This is a genomic window from Halorubrum sp. Ib24 (assembly GCF_002252745.1).
Lineage (GTDB): Archaea > Halobacteriota > Halobacteria > Halobacteriales > Haloferacaceae > Halorubrum.
The window spans coordinates 1-19,496 of sequence record NZ_NHOX01000016.1; the positions used below are offsets into that span (position 1 = coordinate 1).

At 71.3% G+C, this 19,496-nt stretch carries 18 protein-coding genes and 1 pseudogene; 6 read left to right on the forward strand and 13 right to left on the reverse strand.

Annotation, left to right across the window (positions count from 1 at the left end):
* Nucleotides 1-247: 247 nt before the first annotated feature.
* From DJ82_RS03275 to trxA, 6 genes are all read right to left on the reverse strand, one after another.
* Nucleotides 248-976 carry a CPBP family intramembrane glutamic endopeptidase gene (locus tag DJ82_RS03275; RefSeq protein ID WP_094525232.1) on the reverse strand — a complete coding sequence of 243 codons (729 nt, stop codon included), beginning with the start codon at nucleotides 974-976 and terminating at the stop codon, nucleotides 248-250.
* 115 nt (nucleotides 977-1,091) lie between these two features.
* On the reverse strand, nucleotides 1,092-2,381 hold the full coding sequence (locus tag DJ82_RS03280; RefSeq protein ID WP_094581052.1) for a glucose-6-phosphate isomerase: 1,290 nt from the start codon (nucleotides 2,379-2,381) through the stop codon (nucleotides 1,092-1,094).
* A gap of 63 nt (nucleotides 2,382-2,444) precedes the next feature.
* Complete coding sequence (locus tag DJ82_RS03285) at nucleotides 2,445-3,545, reverse strand: DoxX family protein (protein ID WP_094525230.1); 1,101 nt, start codon at nucleotides 3,543-3,545, stop codon at nucleotides 2,445-2,447.
* Nucleotides 3,546-3,641: 96 nt separating this feature from the next.
* Entirely contained in the window at nucleotides 3,642-4,202 is a 561-nt protein-coding gene (locus DJ82_RS03290) for a class I SAM-dependent methyltransferase (protein ID WP_094558424.1), read from the reverse strand.
* A gap of 84 nt (nucleotides 4,203-4,286) precedes the next feature.
* Nucleotides 4,287-5,441, reverse strand: coding sequence for an aminotransferase class V-fold PLP-dependent enzyme (locus DJ82_RS03295; protein WP_241881396.1), 1,155 nt, complete (start codon nucleotides 5,439-5,441; stop codon nucleotides 4,287-4,289).
* On the reverse strand, nucleotides 5,442-5,783 hold the full coding sequence (gene trxA / locus DJ82_RS03300) for a thioredoxin (RefSeq protein WP_094525228.1): 342 nt from the start codon (nucleotides 5,781-5,783) through the stop codon (nucleotides 5,442-5,444).
* 140 nt (nucleotides 5,784-5,923) lie between these two features.
* On the opposite strand from trxA, the gene DJ82_RS03305 reads away from it, so the two are divergent.
* A complete protein-coding gene (locus DJ82_RS03305; RefSeq protein ID WP_094581053.1) occupies nucleotides 5,924-7,231 on the forward strand; it encodes an AGE family epimerase/isomerase in 1,308 nt (435 codons plus the stop codon).
* Nucleotides 7,232-7,265: 34 nt separating this feature from the next.
* Here the strand turns inward: DJ82_RS03305 and DJ82_RS03310 are convergent.
* The 6 genes and pseudogenes from DJ82_RS03310 to DJ82_RS03335 form a co-directional block, all read right to left on the reverse strand.
* A pseudogene (locus DJ82_RS03310) lies at nucleotides 7,266-8,308 on the reverse strand (TSUP family transporter).
* Entirely contained in the window at nucleotides 8,309-8,467 is a 159-nt protein-coding gene (locus tag DJ82_RS14900; RefSeq protein ID WP_176451144.1) for a hypothetical protein, read from the reverse strand.
* Between the two features lie 383 nt (nucleotides 8,468-8,850).
* The gene (locus DJ82_RS03320) at nucleotides 8,851-9,468 is read right to left on the reverse strand and encodes a hypothetical protein (protein WP_094581054.1); all 618 of its coding nucleotides are present in this window, start codon (nucleotides 9,466-9,468) and stop codon (nucleotides 8,851-8,853) included.
* 114 nt (nucleotides 9,469-9,582) lie between these two features.
* Nucleotides 9,583-10,368: an ABC transporter permease subunit gene (locus tag DJ82_RS03325; RefSeq protein ID WP_094581055.1), complete on the reverse strand. Its 786-nt coding sequence runs from the start codon at nucleotides 10,366-10,368 to the stop codon at nucleotides 9,583-9,585.
* Entirely contained in the window at nucleotides 10,361-11,443 is a 1,083-nt protein-coding gene (locus DJ82_RS03330; protein ID WP_094581056.1) for an ABC transporter ATP-binding protein, read from the reverse strand. Before DJ82_RS03330 ends, DJ82_RS03325 begins: the two co-directional genes overlap by 8 nt.
* Complete coding sequence (locus tag DJ82_RS03335) at nucleotides 11,433-13,031, reverse strand: COG1361 S-layer family protein (RefSeq protein WP_094581057.1); 1,599 nt, start codon at nucleotides 13,029-13,031, stop codon at nucleotides 11,433-11,435. Before DJ82_RS03335 ends, DJ82_RS03330 begins: the two co-directional genes overlap by 11 nt.
* A gap of 186 nt (nucleotides 13,032-13,217) precedes the next feature.
* On the opposite strand from DJ82_RS03335, the gene DJ82_RS03340 reads away from it, so the two are divergent.
* Nucleotides 13,218-14,321: an alanine--glyoxylate aminotransferase family protein gene (locus tag DJ82_RS03340; protein ID WP_094581058.1), complete on the forward strand. Its 1,104-nt coding sequence runs from the start codon at nucleotides 13,218-13,220 to the stop codon at nucleotides 14,319-14,321.
* A 106-nt stretch (nucleotides 14,322-14,427) separates the two neighbouring features.
* Here DJ82_RS03340 and DJ82_RS03345 read toward each other — a convergent pair whose 3' ends face one another.
* Nucleotides 14,428-14,976: a hypothetical protein gene (locus DJ82_RS03345; RefSeq protein ID WP_094522706.1), complete on the reverse strand. Its 549-nt coding sequence runs from the start codon at nucleotides 14,974-14,976 to the stop codon at nucleotides 14,428-14,430.
* A gap of 361 nt (nucleotides 14,977-15,337) precedes the next feature.
* On the opposite strand from DJ82_RS03345, the gene DJ82_RS03350 reads away from it, so the two are divergent.
* The 4 genes from DJ82_RS03350 to DJ82_RS03365 all read left to right on the forward strand — a co-directional run bounded on the left by DJ82_RS03350 (nucleotide 15,338) and on the right by DJ82_RS03365 (nucleotide 19,495).
* The gene (locus DJ82_RS03350; RefSeq protein ID WP_094558264.1) at nucleotides 15,338-15,589 is read left to right on the forward strand and encodes a hypothetical protein; all 252 of its coding nucleotides are present in this window, start codon (nucleotides 15,338-15,340) and stop codon (nucleotides 15,587-15,589) included.
* A 195-nt stretch (nucleotides 15,590-15,784) separates the two neighbouring features.
* Nucleotides 15,785-16,804 (forward strand): aldo/keto reductase, encoded by a 1,020-nt coding sequence (locus DJ82_RS03355; RefSeq protein ID WP_094581059.1) that lies wholly within the window; start codon nucleotides 15,785-15,787, stop codon nucleotides 16,802-16,804.
* Nucleotides 16,805-16,872: 68 nt separating this feature from the next.
* Entirely contained in the window at nucleotides 16,873-18,510 is a 1,638-nt protein-coding gene (locus tag DJ82_RS03360) for a lipopolysaccharide biosynthesis protein (RefSeq protein ID WP_094581060.1), read from the forward strand.
* A 79-nt stretch (nucleotides 18,511-18,589) separates the two neighbouring features.
* Nucleotides 18,590-19,495: a M14 family metallopeptidase gene (locus DJ82_RS03365; protein WP_094522698.1), complete on the forward strand. Its 906-nt coding sequence runs from the start codon at nucleotides 18,590-18,592 to the stop codon at nucleotides 19,493-19,495.
* Nucleotide 19,496 lies beyond the last annotated feature (1 nt).

Genomic DNA, 19,496 nt, shown 5'->3' on the forward strand with positions numbered 1-19,496 from the left:
AGGCTGGGGAGGCGTGAGGCTGCGGTGCCGTGCGGCCGGGTGGGGGCTCAAAGGGGCAGCCGCGAGGGCGGCGTAGGCGACGAAAGCACCGCAAGGAGGGAGCGACAGCGACCGACTGAGGAGCGCAGCGAGCGTACGCCGCCCTCGAGGCTGGGGCTTTGGAGATGTTCGTCGATGATCTGCTGTCAACCACATACGACCGAGCGGCTGGGGATTTGGGAGCGTTCCCATCAGCGACGGGGACATATCACAGCGACTGCGCGAGGAGCACGACGTAGATGACGGCGTTGTAGACGCCGTGCGCGAGGCCGGGCACCACCACGTTCTCCGTGCGCTCGTAGAGGACCCCGAGCACCGCGCCGAGCACGACGACGACGGCGACGTACGCCCACCGCTGGCCGGGGCTCCCCGAGACCGAGGGCAGGTGAACCAGCCCGAACGCGAGGCTGGCGAGCAGGATCGCCGGGGCCGCGTCGAACGCGCGCCGGAGCCCGCCCTGGACGACGCCCCGGAACAGGGCCTCCTCGACCGGTCCGACGACGAACAGCGAGACGGCGACCATGACGAGGTAGTACGTCACCGGGTCGCCGTCTGGCACGACCGCCTGGTTCTGTCCGGTCGTGAGCCCGATCTCCCCGAGCACGAACAGCGCGCCGTACTGGAACGCGAACAGGGCGAGCCCGCCGCCGAGGACGAGCCCGGCGTCCCGGAGCGTCGGCCGGGAGACGCCGACGAGCCCCCACTGGTCGGTGATCGCGAGGTAGCCGACGACCGCGACGAGGAACCCGACGAACTGCAGCAGGGTCCGGAACACCTGGAGGCCGGTCGTCCCCTCACCCACCAGCCCGAGCGAGACGGCGAACTCGGAGACGGGCGTCGTCACCGCGCCGGCGACGAGGAGCGCGAGGAGGACCGCGAACGCCGCGCTCGCGAGACGGAGGACGCTGTTCATCGGTTCGGGCGGCGTCTCGCTCATCGGCGGTCGTACGGGTCGGGGGGGTTTATCGGCACCGGAAGGCGAACTGCGTCGCGTCGGCGTCGGTGAGCGACGTGGCGGCCCGCGACGCGCCGGCGCGCGAGTCCCCGCCGCCTCACCGCTCGACGCGCAGTTCCCGCTTGTCGGCCACGGCGTCGGCCTCGGGGAAGTCCCCGCCGCCGAGCAGCCCGCGAGCCGCCTTCTTCCCCCACTCGACCGCGGGCTGGGTGAACGTCGAGACGCTCGCCAGCTCGCCGTACAGCACGCAGGCGGCCTCCATCCCGTAGAGGAGCTCGCCGAGGCTCCGCTCGTCGACGCCGTCGATCTCGACGCGGACGTTCGGCACGTCGGCGGCCGCGAGGCTCGCCTCGGTCGCCTCGAACTCGGCGTCCAACAGCTCCCCGAGCGACGAGCCGCCGAGGTACGCGAGCCCGTCGAGGTCCGTCTCGGGGATCGGCGTCTCCGCGCGTTCAGTCGGGCGGATCAGCGACACGAGCTTGTCCGGCGGGCCGGCGCGGTATAACTGGAGCTGAGAGTGCTGGTCGGTCGCGCCGAGCGCCCGCGCGGGGGTCTGGCCGAGCCCGTCCTTGCCGAGGCTCTCGGCCCACAGCTGCGCGAACCACTCCGCGAACGTCTCCAGCGACTCCGCGTACGGCATCACGGCGTTCGTGAGCGCGCCGCGCTCCGCGAGGGCGTACGTCGCCGCGCCGTAGGCGTACGCGGGCGTCTCGAACAGCGAGCCCGACAGGGCCGCCATGCCGTCGCGCCCGCCCGCGAGCACGGCCTCGACGTCGTGGCCCTGCAGCGCCGGCACCGCGAGCCCGACCGTCGAGAGCGCGGAGAAGCGCCCCGGCACCCCGTCGGGCACGTCGAGCGCGGGGAGGTCGTGGTCGTCGGCGAGCGCCCGGAGGTTCCCCTCTTCGCCCGTCGTCACGAGGGTGCGCTCGGTCCAGTCGACGCCCGCCTCCGTCATCGCCTCGCGGACGACGAGGAAGTTCGCGAGCGTCTCCGCGGTCGTCCCGGACTTCGAGACGACGTTGACGACGGTGTCGGCGAGCGGGAGGTCGGCGAGCAGCGCGTCGACCGCGTCGGGGTCGACGTTGTCGAGGAAGTAGGCGTCCACGTCGCTCTCGAGGGCGTTCGCGATCGTCGCCGCGCCGAGCGCGCTCCCGCCGATCCCGACCGTCAGCACGGCTTCCGGGCGGTCGAACCGGTCGGTCGCCGCCCGGATCGCCTCCGCGTCGGTCGTCTCCGGCAGGGTCAACGCGGCGTAGCCGAACTCGTCTCCGTCCATCCCGGCGTCGATCCGGTCGTGCGCGTCCGCCACGCGCTCGTCGAGGCGCTCCAGCGTCTCGTCGGTGAGTCCGGGCGTCGTCTCCAGTGCGTTGCCGAGGTCGACGTTCATACCTCCCTACGCGGGCGACCGAGTCTTAAAACCGGTCCTCTGCTCGCCGACCGCCCTCTCCCCTCAGTCGGCCGGGATGACCGCCTCGTCGTCGTCGAGCGCCGGACGGCCGAACCAGTGGTCGAACGCGAGCGGCCCGGAGCCGAGCGTGAAGACGGCCGAGGCCATGCCGAACAGCGCGACGTGGGCGAGGACGGGGTCGTCGGGGAGCCCGAACAGCGTCGTCGTGAACAGCACGAACGAGAGCGCGGCCGCGCCGCGGGTGAAGAAGCCCGCGATCAGCGCGACGCCGACAGCGATCTCCGTCACCCCGGCGCCGACGACCCACAGTCCGGCGTCGACGGGGACGACCGACGTGAGGCCGTACTTCTCGACGACGAGCAGCGCGCTCCCGGGGTCGGCGAGCTTCTGAATCAGCCCGAGGTAGACGAACGAGATCCCCATTCCGACCCGGAGCACGGTCGGAACGTACCGCCGTAGCGGGGCGGTCGACTCGTCCAGGAACCCCTTCAGGTGATGGACGGGATCGATCCGACCGTAGTACGACCCCGGCGTGCTCGCGACCTCCAACAGCATGTCGTCGGCGCTCGGCCGGCCGCCGCCGAGGATCGCAAGCGCGACGAACACCGGGACGTACTCCACCGCGAGGACGACGATCGGGTCGACGGCGAGGAACACCCACGCGTAGGTCAACAGCCCAACCGTCGAGACGATCCGGGTCGCGAGCCCGAAGAGGAGACAGAAGCCGAGCCCGATGAACAGCACCCGGAGGAGCGGGCTCGCCCCGGTGTCGAACGAGAGCGTCGGCGCGAACAGGTACCCTTGGAAGCCGGCGCCGACGAGCGGGAGGCCGACGGCGAGTCGCAGCATCCACGCGACGAGGTCGCCGTAGCTGGCGAGCTTCTCGCGGAGGACCACGACGTCGACGATCGTCGGACGCACCCACAGGTACGCCGCGATCCCGGCGGTCACGAGGAGGCCGGACCCAGCGAACAGCGCCGCGTTGAACGGGTCCGAGAGCACCTCGGCGGTGAACGCCACCGCGTCGATGGGATCGCCCGACCCCTCGGTGACGTAGTCGACGTGGGCGGCCGCCGGCCGCGCGGCGAGGGTCGCGACCAGTGCGAGTGCGACGATCGCGACCGAGCGGGAGCGAACGGACATACCTCGTCTAAGGGCCGGACGCACCTAACGGTATTTCTTCACGGACGTTCGCGAGCGACCGCGAGACGGCGATTTCGCGGCCGCGACGGCCGACGCCTACGGCGCCCGGGCCACGACGCCGAACGTCTCCGTGCGCGTCGATTCGGAGACGACTTCGAACCCGGCCGCCTCCAGCGCCGCCACCGCGTCGACGGCGGCGAAGCGCTCGTCGGTCGGGGGGCCGCCGTCGCCGTCGCCGTCGGCGCTCCAGTCGAAGGTGACGAGGGACCCGCCGGACCGGATCGTCCGCGCGAGCTCCGCGAGCGCCGCGTCGCTCGCGAACTCGTGGTACGTCATCGTCGAGAAGGCGGCGTCGAGCTCGCCGTCCGCGAACGGGAGGTCCGCCACGTCGCTCACGACGAGTTCGACGTTCTCCGGCACGCCCTTCTCGCGGTACCGGTCGTGCATCTCGGGCTGCACGTCGACGCCGTAAACCGTCTCGGCGTGCGGCGCGACGTCGTCGGTGTAGAACCCGGTGCCGCTGCCGAGGTCGGCGACGACCTCGACGTCGGCGGCCGCGAGCGGACCGACGAGCTCCTCGGCGGACACCCAGCGGTACCGGACTTCCGGACGCTCCAGCTCCGACGCTCGGTCGACGTCGAACGTGTGAAAACCCATGCGAGGCCTTGAGCGTCGAGTGTGAAAACGAGTCCGGTCCGCCGGACCGCGATCGTCTGCGGACCGCGCGACGGCCCGCCGCCGTCACCACTCCGCGGCGAGCGCGTCGACCTGCCGGTCGACCTCGGACTCGGTCGAGACGGCGTGGATCGAGGCGCGGACCGCGTCCGGGTGCGGCAACGAGCGCACGACGATGTCCCGCTCCGCGAGCCGCTCGACCGTCGCGTCCGGGTCGTCGACGTCGACCGTGACGAGCCCGCTCTCGAACTCTCGGGGGCTCAGGAGTCGGTCCTCGGGGACGCCCTCCTTGAACCGGTCGGTGAGCGTCTCGATCCGCGACTCGATCGCGTCGAGCCCGACCGCGTCGATCGCGTCGAGCGCCTCGCTGAGGCCGACGTGGGCGGCCGCGGTCGTCGAGCCGACCTCGAACCGCTTCGCGCCCTTCTTGTACTCGATCTCGTCGGCGTTCGGGTCGTCGACGCTGCGGTACCCCACGGTCCGCGGCGCGAGCCCGACGGCGGTCTCGCGGTCGACGTAGAGGAAGCCGGCGCCCCACGGCCCGAGGACCCACTTGTGGCCCGCGGCCGCGACCGCGTCGGCCCCCCACGCCGAGACGTCCAACGGGCCCTGTCCGGGCGACTGGACGGCGTCGACGAGGGTGAACGCGCCGGCCTCGTTCGCGACTTCGACGAGCTCGGTCACGGGGAGCCGCGTCCCGTGGGTCCACGTGATCGCGCTGAAGCAGACGAGGCGCGCGTCGGCGACCGCCTCGGCGTACTCCTCGCGGTCGACTCGGCCGTCTTCGGTCTCGAGGACGCGGACCTCGACGCCCTCGCGTTCGAGCCGCTTCCACGGGAGGACCCCGGCCGGGTGTTCGAGGTCGGTCCGGACGACGACGTCGCCGGGCTCCCAGTCGATCGCGCCGGCGATCCGGTTGATCCCGTCGGTCGTGCTCTCGGTGAGGGCGATCTCCTCGGGCTCGGCGCCCACGAACGCGGCGATCCGCTCGCGAACCGACTCGTACGTCTCGAAGGCGTGGCCGTACGGATCGGTCGTCGCCGAGCCGTACTCGTGGTCGGCGATGAACCCGGCGGCGGCCTCGACGACGTACTCCGGGCTCGGGCCGTGCGCGCCGAAGTTGAAGTACGCCGCCTCACCCAGCGCCGGCACGTCGGCGCGCAGCTCTCGGTGCGTCATCGCGTCGTCTCGGGTCAGCACCTCGCCGTCGAGGTCGGCCATTCAGGCTGCGTGCTCCGCGACCGCGTCGGTCAGCACGTCCTCGGTCTGGGCGCCGACCATGCGGTCGGCGAGCTCGCCGTCGGCGAAGACGAGCAGCGTCGGGATACCCTGCACGCCGTACTCGCCCGCGAGCGACTGGTGGACGTCGACGTCGACCTTCAGGACGGCGGCGTCGGTGTCCGCGGCGACCGCCTCCACGGCGGGCTCCATCATCCGGCACGGGCCGCACCAGTCGGCGTAGAAGTCGACGAGGACCACGCCGTGCTCGGCGACGAGGTCGTCGAACTCGTCGGGGTCGGACAGCTGGATCGGCTCCGCGGGAACGGATTCGGTTGAACTCATACCCACAGGTACGCCTCCAGCGGTGATAATAGTTTTGGGTGTTTCGTACAATATCGTGTGGAAGAGTGTCACCGAGCGGACCGGTCGGGAGACGCGACCGCCGACAGCCATTTTGCGCTGACGCGTCCTCGTTGCACTCGATGACCGACGCGAGCCCGACCGACGCGACGTCAACCGACGCCGAGCGCCGGGCGCGGTCGCACCGTGCGCGGCTGCTCGCGACGCTGCGCGTCCAGTACCCGGACGCGCTCGCCGACCGCGGCTACCGGCTTCTCCACCCGGAAACGGGGGATCCCTACACCGGCGACCGGCGACACTTGGTCGCGACCTGCCGGTCGGCCGCCAACTTCGCGCTCGGCGCCCTCGCGGACGGCCCGGACTGGTGCGTCCCGGCGGCCGAACACGGCCTGACGTTCCTGCGCGAGGCCCACCGGAGCGACGACGGCGGCTACCGGCTCGTCGTCACGGCCGACGGCGACCCCGTCGACCGCACCCGATCGGCGTACGGCCACGCGTTCGTCCTGTTGGCGTACGCCCGCGCCGCGGAGGCCGGGATCGACGGCGCCCGCGAAGGGGTCGCGGCGACGCACGCGCTGATCGAGGAGCGGTTCCGCGACGACGCCGGGCTGCTCCGGAGCGACTGCGACGCCGAGTGGACCGAGGTAGAGCCGTATCGCGGCCAGAACGCGAACATGCACGCCTGCGAGGCGTACCTCGCCGCCTACGAGGCGACGGGCGAGGACCGGTACCTCGACCGGGCGCGCCGAATCGCCGAGGCGATGACGGTCGATCTGGCCGCCGAGACGGGCGGGCTCCTCTGGGAGCACTACACCCCCGAGTGGGAGCACGACTTCGGCTACAACGCGGACGAGCCCCGCCATCAGTTCCGCCCACCGGGGTACCAGCCGGGTCACCACGCGGAGTGGGCGAAGCTCCTCGCGCTCCTCGACCGGTACGACGCCGACGGGCCGGGGGGCGCGGGAGGCGCCGTCGATGCCGACGGCCCTTCCGGCGACGCCGACGGCGGCACCGACGGCCCTTCCGGCGACGGCTGGGACGAGCGCGCCGCCGAGCTGTTCGACGCCGCCGTCGATCACGGCTGGACGGAGAACGGGTTCGTCTACACCCACGCCGCCGACGGGGCTCCGCTCGTCGAGGACCGGTACGGCTGGGCGCTCGCGGAGGCGATCGGGGCGGCCGCGGCGCTCGCGGAGCGGGCGGCGGCGCGCGGCGACGCTGACGCGGCCGACGGGTTTCGCCGCTGGCACCGCCGACTCGCGGTTCGGACGGACCTGTACCGCGGGCCGGCCGGCGTCTGGTACGAGAAGCGGCTCCCGTCGGACGCCGACGGGGACCTCGTCGCGCCGGAGCCGCCGGGCGTCGAGCCCGACTACCACCCCGCCGGCGCGTTCTTCGAGAGCTGGCGGTCGGCCCGGCGAACGCCGTGAGGCGCCGGGCCGGGGCGCTCGCGGGTCGGTCCCGTTACGCTGACGGTGCGGCGTCGTGACCCCCGCGGACCGCGAGCGCGCCGTGGTAGAGGATGACGGCGCAGACCAACAGCGCCGAGCCGATCAGCAGGACGAAGCTGACTCGGTCGAGGACCGGCATCGCCAGCCACGCCGAGACTTCGCCGAGCGCGACGGCGAGACTCGCGACCAGGAGCATGGAGCCCGAAAGGTAGACCGTCACGTACGTCCTCGTCACTACCGCGGTCGCCCCGGAGCCAGTCCCGGCGCCTGAGCGCCTCCCGAGCAGCAGCGCGGTGACGATGCCGAGTCGATGCCCCCGCCGCCGTAGGTGAACGCGCCGACGCCCCCCGACATCAGTCCGCCGAACAGGCTGGTCCCGACCGCCGCCGCCAGCGAGGTGCCGATCAGGTAGTAGATGGCCGGCATCCGGACGAAGCCGCCGCCGACGCCGAGGAACCCGGAGATCAGGCCGACGCCGCCGCCGACTCCGGTGATGGTCCACAGCGACGCCTCGCTCCCGTCCGCGAGCGTCATCATCGGCGGAACGTTGTACGACTTGATCTTCCGGGCGATCTCGGGGACGTCGTCCTCCGGCGTGACGTCGGCCCCGCCCTCGCTCTCCGCCTCCGGCCCGTCTCCCCCCGCGTCCGCCTCGTCGTTCAGCGCGTTCCGCGTGAAGAGGATCCCGATGGCCGCGAGCAAGATGACGTACGCGACGCCGACGACGACGCTCGCGATGCCGAGCACCTCCAGCCCGAACACCAGCCGGCTGCCGAGCTCGATGCCGATCGTGATCCCGACGAACATCAGCGCGCCGAGCCGGTAGTCCACCTGCCCGGCGTCGTGGTGTTTCAACGTCGCGATCACCGCCGTCCCGAACACGAACGCCATCGAGCTCCCGATGGCGACCGGAGCGGAGTATCCCAAGATGAGCAGCGCGGGCGTCACGAGGAACGATCCGCCCATCCCGAAGAACCCGAAGAACACCCCGACCATGAACCCGAAGACGACGAACAGCGCGAAGAGCTCCGCGCTCAGGCCCAGCAGTCCGAGCATCTAAATCCGCTGTATCCGGTTAAATACGGTCGGCGCCAGTTTGTCCTCGAGGATCCCGTAGGCGGCGTACAAAAGCGCCGCCTCGACGAGGACGAGCCCGATCACGACGAGCGCCGCCACGGTCGGGGGCGCGCCGGGGAGCAGCTCCGTGCCCGTCATCGGCACTCCCCTCCGCCTCCGGCGTTCGCGCCCGGCGATGGCCTCGGATAGGACTCTGTCATACATCCGTCCGTAGACCGCGTGAGTTGATAATGGTTTTGGGATTAACGTACAATACTATATCCGCATGACGAACGGGACACCTTCTGTAACTTATTGGTAAGTTACGCACTCGACGAGCCGGCGCCCTCGGCGGTGGAATCGGCCAGTGATCCCGGTGTTTCGGCAGCGAACCGTCCGCGGACGGGGACGCCCGTTGGAACGGCGGTCCCCGCACGAGCGGAGCGGGTCGAGTCTCTCGTGACGGCTGCGCGCTCAGTTAGCAGTGCGCATTGAACGGCTCGGCAGCCGCGACGAGACGGACGGTGTCGAGGCGGGGCGGGCTACTCGCCCGACTCCGTCTCCGCGTACCGGTCCGGCAGGTACGGGGTCAGCGCCGCCGGCACCAGCGGGATCACGAGCGCGGCGAGCTCCGCGAGATGCCGGCGGAGGACGGTGTAGACGGCGGCGACGAGCAGGGTCCCGGCCACGATCAGCCGGAGCGGGCCGTCGAGCAGGTAGAGGAGCGGGAGCGACAGCCCGACGGAGAGCGCGAGGTCCTCAGCGGCGCCGTCGTACCTGACGCCGGAGCGCGGCGCGACCCAGCGCTTCCGGTAGTGGTCGTACACCGCGCGGTCGGAGTTCCCCTCCCACGGCCGCAGCTCCAGGCCGCCGCCGTACATGTCCGAGACGCTGTGGAGCGCCGCCCCGAGGAAGAACAGGGCCGCCCCGACCGCGGCCGCCGAGCCGTCCGCTAAGGCGACGACGAGGGCGACGACGGCGGCCGCCGAGTAGTAGACCGGGTAGTGGAGGGTCTTCCGGTGGCCGACGTACATGTCGAGGTCGGGGAACAGGCCGCCCAGGAACCCCGCGACCAGCCCCACGGGCGCCAGTTCCGGCGCCACGCGCACGAGGGGCGCGGCGAGCAGCATCCCGGCCAGCACGTGTGTCGGCAGCATCATCGTGGCGGAACGAAAGCGACAGAACGGTATTAACGTGTCGGCGGACCGGAAGTGGCCACCGGGTCGAGTCGATCGATCCGGAAGAAAGCGCTTAACTGCCGTATCTCGAGCGTTTCAGATGTCTCTCCGCTCGAACAGCACCTGCGAGAGGATGAGCAGTCCGACGAACGCGACGAGGAGGATGGCCGAGTCGATGGGCTCGAACGACCCGTCGATCAGGATCGGCGTCGGTTCGTAGTAGTGCGTCGGGCTCAGGTACTGTATCCAGTCGTACGCGTCGGCGCCGCCGACGACGGACTCGACGAGGTACAGGACGAAGACGGTGCCGACGGCGGCCCGCTCGGCGACCGCCGCGCGGTCGACGGCGACCGAGAAGACGAGGCCGACCCCCGCACAGACGAGGAGAAACGGGATCGACAGCAGGTGGGCTAACAGCAGGCGGTCGAGCGGGACCGTCTCGCCGACGGCGACGACGAATAGGTAGATGATCGCGCCGCCGCCGGCGTTGACGGCTATCATCGGGACGAGCAGTCCCGCGAACTTCTCGACGAGCAGCCGCGACCGCGTGACGGGAAACGACAGGAGGAGCTCCATCCGCTCCGTCTCGATGTCGCCCGCGACGGTGCCGCCGGCGGCGTACGCGAAGTACAGCCCCAGGCCGAGCAGCCAGACGAAGTTGAACACCGGCGCGCCGAGGAACCCCTCGATGGTCGACAGGCTCTCGATGCCGAACGCCTCCAGCATCGCCGGGGGCAGGTCCCTGAAGACGTCCTCGTAGTTGACGCCCTCCAGAACGGTGAAGTACCAGACGATGAACCCGGCGTACGCCCCGACGCCGGCCGTGAGGATCGCGGCGCCGCGGAGCCGCCGTCGCCCCTCGTACCGAGCCGTCTCAAACATTCGTCGCTCCCGCCCCGTCGCTTTCGTCCGGCGTCTCCACCCCGTCGCCTCCGTTCGGCGTCTCCACCCCGTCGCCTCCGTTCGGCGTCTCCGCCCCGTCGCCTCCGTTCGGCGTCTCCACCCCGTCGCCTTCGCCTCCCCCGTCCGACGCCTCTCCGGCGTCGTCCCCTCCGTCCGCCGACTCCTCGCTCCCGTAGTAGTGGGCGAACACGTCCTCGATCGGGGGCTCGCCGATCTCCACGTCGCTGACGTCGTGGGTCGCGAGTTCGCCGAGGAGCGCGCTGACGTCGCCGGCGTAGACGAACTGGACGCCTTCGGCGAACCGCTTGGGGTCGACGACGCCGTCGAGGCCGGCTATCGCCGCGACCGCCGCGTCGCTCGCGTGCACCCGCACGTGTTTGCCGCTCCGGTGGAGCAGCGCTTCGACGTTCTCGAGCTCGACGAGCCTCCCGGCGCGGAGGATGCCGACGCGGTCGCAGACCCGTCGCACCTCGCTCAACACGTGCGAGGAGAAGAACACGGTCGTGCCGCGGTCGCGCTCGTCCCGGACGAACTCGTTGAACGCCTCCTGTTTGAGCGGGTCGAGCCCGCCGGTGGGCTCGTCCATGATCACGAGGTCCGGGTCGTGCATGAACGCCTGCACCAGTCCGAGCATCCGCTTGTTCCCGGTCGAGTACTCGCGTACCGGTCGGTCGACCGGCGGGGTGAACAGCTCCAGCAACTCCTCGCGGCGGCCGTCGCCCTTCATCTCGCCGTGGTAGTCGAGCACCGCCTCGCCGGTCACCTCCCCGTCGAAGCCGAGGTGAGCGGGGAGGTACCCGATCCGGCGCTTGGCCTCGGTCAGCGCTGCCTCGTCGCGGATGTCGGCGCCGAGCACCCTCGCCGTCCCCGAGGTGGGTTTTAACAGCCCCAGCAGCAGTCGTATCGTCGTCGACTTCCCCGCCCCGGTGGGCCCGAGGAACCCGAACACCTCTCCCCGGTTCACAGTGAACGACACGTCGTCGTTCGCGACCACGCTCCCGAAGTCCTTCGTGAGTCCCTCGACGACGAGCGGGCGGTCGGTCTCACCGGACATAGAACCACCACGCGCCGGTGGCGACGAGGAGCAGGAGGACGGTCAACACGGCGGCCTCGACGGGGACCCCCCCGCCGGACGACTCGACGACCGAGGCGGCGACCCACGCGGTGTCGCCGGTGACGCGAACCCCGCCGGGGTCGGTGTAGCCGATCTCGACGCTCGCCGGATACCGACTCGGCGGCGCGTCGCCGTCGATCGAGAGGTCGAACGCGACCCGGCCCGTCTCTCCGGGCGCCAGCGACGGGATCACGGTCGTTCGGAACTCGCTCTCTAACGGCTGGTCGACGGCGAGGCGCAGTTCGACGTCGCGCAGTTCGACGTCCCGACGGTTCGTCACGTCGAGGCGCAACACGCCGTCTTCGCCGGCCGCGAATCGCGGGTCGACCGCGGACACCGTCACCGCGTCCCGGCGCTCGGCGACGGGAACGCGTACCGCCTCCCGCGTCGTCCGTTCCGCGTCGGCGGCGCTCCGGTAGCTCGTCGAGAGGACCAACTGCAGCGGCACCGAGTCGGCGTCCGCCGGGATCTCGCCGCGGAACCGGAAGGCGGCGCTCTCGCCGGCCGCGAGGTCGCCGACGGCGTACCGCGGACTGCGGGGGACGAACGCCCCGTCGCCGACCGCGAGGACGACGCTCCGAACGTCGCTCGGCCCGTCGTTGCGGATCGTCCCGCTGACGCTTCCGTTCTCGCCGACGCGGAGCGTGGAGTCGTCGACCGCGACAGAGAAGGACTGCTCAGGCCGCGGTCGGAGCCCGACCGGGATCCCCTCGTGCGCGTCGCGGATGCCGTCGACGTCGGTGTATCGAACGGTGCCGGTGAGGTCGAACGACTCGGCGGCGGCGTCCGCGCGGACGCTCGCCGGGAACCTGACCGTGGCGTTCGCTCCGGGGGCGAGCCGGTCGATCCGCGCGGTGTTCCGGTCCGTCTCGCCGAGCGCGACGTCCGGACCGTTCGCGGCGAGTTCGACCGAGAGGTCGCGGGCGGGCTCGCCCCCGACGTTGGTCACGTTCACCGCGATCGTCCCGGCGCCGCCGACTTGGACGTCCGTGCCGACCGTCCGCATCGCGAAGCGGGGCGCGTCGTCGACGGTCACCGATACGGACTCGGTCCGCGTCCGCGTCCGGTCCTGCACGATCCCGCTCCGCGGGGCCGAGAGGAACGTGTGCGAGTACCGGAGCCGCACGTCGAGCGAGTACCGTCCCGGCTCCGCGTCGGCCGGGACCCTCACGGAGACGGGCACCTCCCGGACCGCGCCCTCGGCGATCGACCCGACGGCGAATCGTCCCGTCTCGACGACGAGCGGCGAGCCGTCGTTCCGGACCTCGACCACGACGCCGCGCGCGGTCGTGACCGCGGCCCGTCGGGCGTCCGACCCGGCGTCGACCTCGCCGTCGTTCGCGACCTGCACCGCGAGCTCCGTCGCCGTTCCCGGTGTCACCGTCGAGTCCGGGACGTACACGTCCAACTCGGGTTCGCCGCGGACGAACGGCGGCTCCTCCTGGGCGACGGCGAGTCCGGCGAACGACCCGACGAGGAGCGCGAGGACGGCGACGAGCGCGAGGGCCGGGGCGATCCGTCGGGTCATTCACCTCACCGGCCCGACGGCCGCGGGGCGTCCGTCCGCCGATCGAAGCGCGCCCGAACGGGAGCGCGGGCGGCGTGTCATACGCCCAACTCCTCCCGCCGGTCATATATGTTTACGCGTGTCGACGGACCGCGCCGACCGCGGCCGGTACGGGGCGCTTATCTCGCTGGAACCGAGTGTCTCGGTATGCTCATGACGCCGGGACCGACCGCGGTCCCCGCCCCCGTCCGCGACGCGATGAGCCGCGAGCTGATCAACCCCGACGTGGACCCGGAGTTTCAGCGGATCTACGACCGGCTCACCGACCGGTTGGCGGCGGCGTACGGGCTCGAGCCGAGGGAGGCCGACCGACCCGCGGGGACGGGCGACGGGCCGGCCCGCGACGTCGTCGTCCCCGGCGGGGAGGGGATCCTCGGTCTGGAGGCCGCGATCGCCTCGCTCGTCGAGCCCGGCACCGAGGTCCTCTGCCTGTCGAACGGGCTCTACGGCGACGGCTTCGCCGACTTCGTCGAGTCGTACGGCGGCGAGGCGACGCTGGTCTCGGCCGACTACGACGACCCGCTCCCGCTCGCGGAACTGGAGTCGACCCTCGCCGACGAGGGCACCGACTTCGACGTCGCGACGATGGTCCACTGCGAGACGCCCACGGGGGCGCTCAACGACCTCGGTCCCGCGTTCGACCTGTTGGAGGGGGCCGACGGGGAGGTCCTCGCCGTCGTCGACGCGGTCTCCTCGCTCGGCGGGGTGCGGGTGCCGACCGAGCGGATCGACGTCTGTCTGGGGGCCTCCCAGAAGTGCTTCAGCGCGCCGCCGGGGCTCACCACGGCCGCGATCAGCGAGCGCGCGTGGGCCGCGATGGACGAGCGCGACCCGCACTCGCTGTACACGAACTTCCTGCCGTGGCGCGACACCTCCGGGGGGTTCCCGTACACCCACCTGACGACCGAGGTCGTCGCGCTCGACGCGGCGCTCGGGCTGTGGCTGGAGGAGGGCCTCGACGCGGTCCGGGAGCGACACCGCACCGCGGCGGCGCGGTGTCGTGAGCGCGGGGCCGAGTCGGGGGTAGAGCCGTATCCGGGCCCCGAGCGCAGTTCGCCCACGGTGACCGCGTTCGCGGTCCCCGGACGAGCAGCGGAACTGCAGGAGCGCCTTCGCGAGGAGCACGGCGTGCTCGTCGCGACGGGACTCGGGGAGTTAGCCGGGGACATCCTGCGCGTCGGCCACATGGGTCACAGCGCTCGAGTCGACCGCGTGGACGAGACGATGGACGCGCTGGCGGACGTGTTGTAACCCCGGACCGACGTCGTCGAGGTGCCGGTGAGCCGGCTCTCGTGGGACCCGCCGGAGGCGAACCGCTCCGACCGGCTCGGGTCTCCACGAGGCGCCGACGGCGCGGTCAGGCCTCCGCGACGTCGATGCGCAGTTCGTACGTCTCCTCGCCGAGCGTGATCGGGTTCCCGGTCTGCCGTATCGAATAGCTCCCCGGAGGGGCGGCGAACTCGTACGTCTCGGACCGGGAGCCTCCGGGGGCGAGCGCGACGCTGATTCCGATGTCGTCCCCGCCGGTTACCCGACGCCCCTCCGTCTCCACGTGCTGACTCTCGACGTACTTTTCAGTCCACAGGATCGCGGCGGGCGCGTCCGGGTCGTAGAGCACTCCGAACGGCTCCGGAGCGCCCGTCACGTACTCGATCTCGCGCTCCGTTTCGTTTCTCGCCGTCAGTTCGACGACCGCCGGGGACCCCTCGCCGATCTCGGAGCGGCGAACGTCGCAACTGAAACCGATGGCTCCGTCGCCGGCCACGCGCGAGAGCGACGCCGTGACCGAACGCCCGTCGCCCGACCCCGGATCCCCGGGCGTGCCGTCCCGACCGACGCTATCCAAACACCCCGAAAGGGGAAGCGCCGACAGTCCGACGACGGAGAGGGCACGTCTCCGCTTCATGGCTCCGACTGGCGTCCAGTTGCGAATAATATTGTCGATGGCACAAACGGTCGTGTGAGACTCCGCTTGCGGGCCGCAGAGACCGGCCGTCTCAGACGGGAGCCCGCCCGGCGAACGGGAGTTCGGCAGAGCCGGCGAGCAGTCCGCGAGTATCGACGACGAGGCGGCGGTGAGCACCGTCTCGGGAGCCTCAGATCTGCCATTTATAACTCACCGGCTCCGTTGAAATCCTCACTCCGTGATCGGTCACAGTGGCCGTGCTGAATACAGCGCGCATATTCACGGTCGGCGGAGTCAGTTGTACAGTCGGTTTCGTTCTGGTAGGGCTAGCGTTTAGATGCCCAGCGTCCGAATACTACGTATGCACTGGCGCAGACGGCGCGACTTGGAAGGCGGGAAGGAATTGGGGGTCTGGTTGCTCCTCGACGACGGAACCGTCGAGAAAGAACTGTACGTCGAGTCTCACGAGTACCGAGGCGGCGATTTTGACGTATACACTGCATCTCCCGACGGCGAGTGGGAGCACAACGGTACTTTCGAGACGGCTGACGACGCGTTCGACGCGGCTCTCGCACAGATCGAGGAGAGTCAGTTCCCTCTCGAAGGTACGTGAACGGCCACTTCTATTCCGCGGACTTGATCCCAACCGGCGGTGTACACACCCTCTGTATCCAACACGGAGCTTCTATCGACTACAGCTGAGTTCTACAGAGCCAGATCGTCGTCTCCGTTGCCGGTCGTCCGGTCGTTGCCCGCGGTTCCGCCTCCGGAACGCCCTTGCCCGAGCCCCGATCAGGTGGAAGCGAACATGAACCACCGGGAACTCGGCGACGTCGGCGCGGTCAGCGAGGTCGGCTACGGCTCGTGGCAGATCGGGAGCGACTGGGGCGACGTGAGCGAGTCCGAGGCCGTGGCGGCCGTCGAGACCGCCCGCGACGCCGGGATCGACTTCTTCGACACCGCCGACGTGTACGGCGACGGGCGCTCGGAGCAGATATTGGGGGACGTGCTCGAAGACGACATCGCGCGCGGCGACGTGACGGTCGCGACGAAGGCCGGCCGACGGCTCGACCCCCACGTCGCCGACGGGTACACCGAGGCGAACCTCCGCCGGTTCGTGAATCGCTCGCGCGAGAACCTCGGGATCGAGACGCTGGACCTGGTCCAGCTCCACTGCCCGCCGACCGACGTCTACTACCGACCGGAGACGTTCGACGCGCTCGCGACCCTCGCGGACGAGGGGCGGATCGCGAACTACGGCGTCAGCGTCGAGCGCGTCGAGGAGGGGCTCAAGGCGGTCGAGTACCCCGGCGTCGAGTCGGTCCAGATCATCTTCAACCCCTTCCGCCAGCGCCCGGCCGACCTGTTCCTCGACCGGGCCGCCGAGCGCGACGTGGCCGTGATCTGTCGGGTCCCGCTCGCCTCCGGCCTGCTGACCGGCGCGCTCTCGCGGGACGACGTGTTCCCGGAGAACGACCACCGCAACTACAACCGCGACGGCGACGCCTTCGACGTCGGCGAGACGTTCGCCGGCGTCCCCTACGAGGCCGGACTGGACGCGGCCGACGCGCTCGCGGCCCGCGCCGACGCGGTCGCCGCCGACCCGACCGACGCGACCGGCGACGGCCTCTCGCTCGCGCAGTTCTCGCTCCGGTGGATCCTCGATCACGACGCCGTCTCGACCGTGATCCCGGGGTCGACGACGCCCGAGCACGTCCGCGCGAACGCGGCCGTCAGCGACGCTCCGCCCCTCGGCGAGGCCACCCATGAGACGGTCCGCGAGGCGTACGACGAGCGCGTCCGCGAGCACGTCCACCACCGCTGGTAGCGAAGGGGGTCGGCGACGGAACGAGTCGCTTTTCTCCCGAGACGAGACAGGACCGATGGAACCGATCCGTGGTCGACGGAGCCAGCGCCGAAACCGACGGCAGCCCCCCAGACGAGTCCGCGAGCGGTAGCGACGCCCCGGGCGGTAGCGACGCCCCGGGCGACGACGCCCCGAGCGACGGCGATACCGATTCGATCCCCGACGACGAGCGCGAGGCGCTCGTGACCATCGCTCACGGCGCCGTGGTCACGTCCGGCGGCGTCTCCGGGCAGCGAGCGCTGACGGCGGCGACCGAGTTCGTCCTCGCGCGGGGGCTCGGCCCGACGGCGTACGGCGTCTACGCGCTGGCGTGGCGGATCGCCCAGCTCCTGTCTCGGCTCGTCACCTTCGGGAGCGTGCCGGCGCTACAGCGGTACCTCCCAGAGTACGCGGACGACCCGCGACGCCGGGGCGTCGTCGCAGGGCTCGCGTACGCGACGACGCTCGGCTTCGGCGCCGCCATCGCCGCGGGCGTCTGGCTGGCCGCGCCGCGGATCAACGACCTCACTGTCGGAGAAGCGGCCTTCCCGGGCGCGATGCGGGCGTTCGGCTTCCTCGTCGGGTTCCTCGCCGTCGTCATGGTCGCGTCGGGGATCTTCCGCGCCGTCGGCTCGGCGCGCGGCGAGATCGCCTTCAACAAGCTGCTCCGCCCGGGAGTCCGCCTCGTCGCCGCGGTCGCGGCGCTGGCGCTGGGCTACTCGATCGGGGGCGTCGCCGTCGGCATCGTCGCCGCGACCGCGCTGCTCGCGGCGGTCTCCGTTCCGCTCGCCGCGCGGGTGACCGGGGTCGTCCCGTCGCTGCGGGGCGCCCGGCTGGAGGCGCGGCGCTTCTACGACCACGCGGCGCCGGTCGCGATGAGCAGCCTCGGGAAGGTGTTCCAGAACCGCGTCGACGTGCTGCTCGTGGGGGCGCTCCTGACCGCAACGGCCGCGGGGGTGTACAACGTCGTGCTCGTGCTGATCGCGATCGCGTGGATCCCGCTCATGTCCTTCAACCAGCTCCTCCCGCCCGTCGCCTCGGAGCTGTACGGGAACGGCCGGACGGCGACGCTGAACGCGGTGTACGCCTCGGTGACTCGGCAGATCGTCACGGCGGTCGTCCCGATACTCGCCGTCCTCGCGGTGTACGGCCGGGAGCTGCTCGGGCTGTTCGGCGACCCGTACGTCGCCGGATACGTCCCCCTCGTCGTCTACCTCGGCGGGGTGTTCGTCGGCAGCGCCGTCGGCGCGACCGGCTGGCTCCTCATGATGACCGACCACCAGTACGCCCGGATGGCGCTCGACTGGCTGCTCGCGGTCCTCAACGTCGCGTTGACCTACGCGTTCGTCGTGCGCTTCGGGCTCGTCGGCGCCGCGCTCGGCACGTCGCTCGCGATCGCCGCCCAGAACGGGATCCAAGTGCTACTGCTCCGCCGGTTCGAGGGGCTGTGGCCGTTCGACCGGACGTTCCTCACCCCGCTGGCGGCCGGGGGCGTGGCCATCCTCGCGATGCGGGCGGTCCGCGCGGCCGTCCCCGGTCGAGCCGCGGTCGTCGTCGGCGCCGCGATCGGTCTCGCGGCGTACGCGGCGACGCTACGCACCCTCGGCGTCGACCCCCGGGACCGGCTCGTCGCCCGTCGCTTGGCGGAGCGGTACCGGACGGCGCTCCGCCGCCGGTTCCGTCGCTAAGCCGTCGTCGACGGGTCGCGGCCGCGCCGCGCGAGCGAACGGCCACCCTTTATTATTCGACCGGCGCGTACCGTGTTCCATGGAAACGATCGAGCGCGGGTCGGCCGGCTCGGCTCGCGTCGCGATCGTCGGCGGGATCCACGGCGACGAGCCCGCCGGCGAGCGGATCGTCAGACGGCTCGCCGACGAGCTCGACGAGACGGGCGCGGGGAGCGGACGCGTCCGACTGATAATCGCAAACGAGCGGGCGCTGGCGGCCGGAACGCGGTACACGGAGGCCGACCTCAACCGGGTCTTCCCGGGCGACCCCGACAGCGACGAGTACGAGCGGGCGCTCGCGCCGCGGCTCGCGGCCGAGCTGGAGGGGATGGACGCGGTGCTCGCGCTCCACACCTCGCACAGCGCGCCGCCCCCGTTCGCGATCTACAGCGACCCGACCGAGTCGGTGCGCCGGAGCGTGACCGGGATGCCCGTGGAGTACGTCGTCGACTCCGGCGAGCTGCGGTCGACGACGCTCGACTCCGTCGTCCCCCACACCGTCTCGATCGAGGTCGGCAGACAGGGGAGCGAGGAGGCGGTCGAGTTCGGCTACGAGGCCTGTCTCGCCTTCCTCCGGGCGCACGGCGTGCTCGACGACGAGCCGCCCACGTTCACCGAGACGACGGTCGTCGCGGGCGACGAGGAGGTGCCGAAGGGCGGCGGCGAGCCGCACGTCCACTTCGGGAACTTCGAGGAGATTCCGCGCGGCGCGGTGTTCGCCGAGGACGACGTGTACACCCACCGCGTCGACGAGGAGGGAGTCGTCCCGATCCTCGCGAGCGAACGCGGGTACGAGGATATATTCGGGATCTACGGCCGCGTGCAGGGCGTCATGCAGCCGCCGGACGAGCCCGCCGACGGGACGACGGCGCAGGGGACGTCGGCGGAGGAGTTCGTGGAGGAGGAGTCGGGGCGCGAGGGGTCGACGGAAGGAACGGCGGAGTAGC